Source organism: Pseudomonas sp. RGM2987, from assembly GCF_022952855.1.
GTDB lineage: Bacteria > Pseudomonadota > Gammaproteobacteria > Pseudomonadales > Pseudomonadaceae > Aquipseudomonas.
Map to the genome: position 1 here is coordinate 1 of NZ_JALJDX010000034.1, position 1662 is coordinate 1662.

Annotated in this window: 2 protein-coding genes; one reads left to right on the forward strand and one right to left on the reverse strand. The window is 58.3% G+C overall.

Going from position 1 to position 1662, the window contains the following annotated elements; all coding sequences use genetic code 11:
• Positions 1-164: 164 nt before the first annotated feature.
• Positions 165-1064: a hydroxymethylglutaryl-CoA lyase gene (locus tag RGM2987_RS00180; protein WP_245138102.1), complete on the forward strand. Its 900-nt coding sequence runs from the start codon at positions 165-167 to the stop codon at positions 1062-1064.
• Positions 1065-1302: 238 nt separating this feature from the next.
• Here the strand turns inward: RGM2987_RS00180 and RGM2987_RS00185 are convergent.
• A partial coding sequence (locus tag RGM2987_RS00185) for a hypothetical protein (RefSeq protein WP_245138103.1) occupies positions 1303-1662 on the reverse strand: 360 nt, incomplete at its 5' end.

Consider the following 1662-nt stretch of genomic DNA (forward strand, 5'->3'; position numbering starts at 1 on the left):
ACCGCTGGATGCGCGAGCAGATGATCGAGCTGTGCCAGCAGGTGACGGCACATGAGAGGAAGCTGGAGAAGGTAGTGTAGGATTCTGGTCCGCGTCATCGTTCTTCGCGAGCAAGCCCGCTCCCACACCGGGTTTGGCGAGCCCACCACTACAGGTCAATCCCCATGTCCCTCCCCTCCTTTGTACGCTTGATCGAAGTCGGCCCCCGTGACGGCCTGCAGAACGAAGCGCAACCCATCAGCGTCGCCGACAAGGTGCGCCTGGTGGATGCCTTGAGCGCCGCCGGCCTGGGCTACATCGAAGTCGGCAGTTTTGTCTCGTCCAAATGGGTGCCGCAAATGGCCGGCTCCGCCGAGGTGTTTGCCCAGATCCAACGCAAGCCCGGCGTGACCTATGGCGCCCTGGCGCCCAACCTGCGGGGGTTCGAAGACGCACTGGCCGCCGGTGTGAAAGAGGTGGCGGTGTTCGCCGCCGCGTCCGAAGCCTTCTCCCAACGCAACATCAACTGTTCCATCAAGGAAAGCCTGGAACGCTTCGCGCCGATCATGGAAGCCGCCCAACAGCACGGCGTGAGCGTGCGCGGTTATGTGTCCTGCGTGCTCGGCTGCCCGTACGAAGGCGCGATCAAGCCTGAGCAGGTCGCCTGGGTGGCCCGGGAGCTGTATGCAATGGGCTGCTATGAAGTGTCCCTGGGCGACACCATCGGCACGGGCACTGCCGGTGCCACGCGCAGGATGTTCGAGGTGGTGGGGGCCGAGGTGCCTCGGGACAAGCTCGCCGGCCACTTCCATGACACCTACGGCCAGGCGATGGCCAACGTGTACGCCAGCCTGCTCGAAGGTATCGCGGTGTTCGACAGTTCCATCGCCGGCCTGGGCGGCTGTCCTTATGCCAAGGGCGCCAGCGGTAACGTTGCGACCGAAGACGTGCTGTACCTGCTCAATGGGCTGGGTATCGAAACCGGTGTCGACCTGGATGCCCTGATCGGCGCCGGCCAGCAAATCTGTGCCGTGCTCGGTCGCCCCAGCGGTTCGCGCGTCGCCAAGGCCCGCAGCGCACAGTGAGGTGTTACCGCGGACTTTGTAACGGCGGCGAAACGAGTAACACGGAAACAATTTGTCAGGCTTTCAGCGACAGGATTTTTTGTCAGAAAACTCAAGCCATTGATTTAAAACGAATTTTAAAAGTTGGCACGCCACCTGCTATATCTCTGACATAACAAGAATAAAAAAACGCAGCAAACCCAATAAAAACAAGACGAAACGACTCTGACATAACAAAAACAACACGGCAGAGACGCAGCTAACAGATTTTTTTGGAGAAGATGTGCTTTTCAGGGTGCTTCCAGGAGCAACCCGCAACCGGGCAGAGAACAATAAAACTACCTTCAGGTAGCTCCCGAATCGGTTGGATCGCAAGGCGAAAAAGCAGATCAGCGCTCAAAAAAATACGTTTGCTCTTGATCCCGGATGGGGATCGCCAAAAACAGCGGTAAAGGGCCACGGCTGCCAAAAACAATAACAGGCCGCCCCTCAATAATAAAAAAAGAGCACGCGACGACAAATTAAAGGGGAGCTTCGGCTCCCCTTTGTGCTGTCTGGTGTTTGGGTTTTCATTGTGGGAGCGGGCTTGCTCGCGAAGGCGGTGGGTCAGTTGACAATG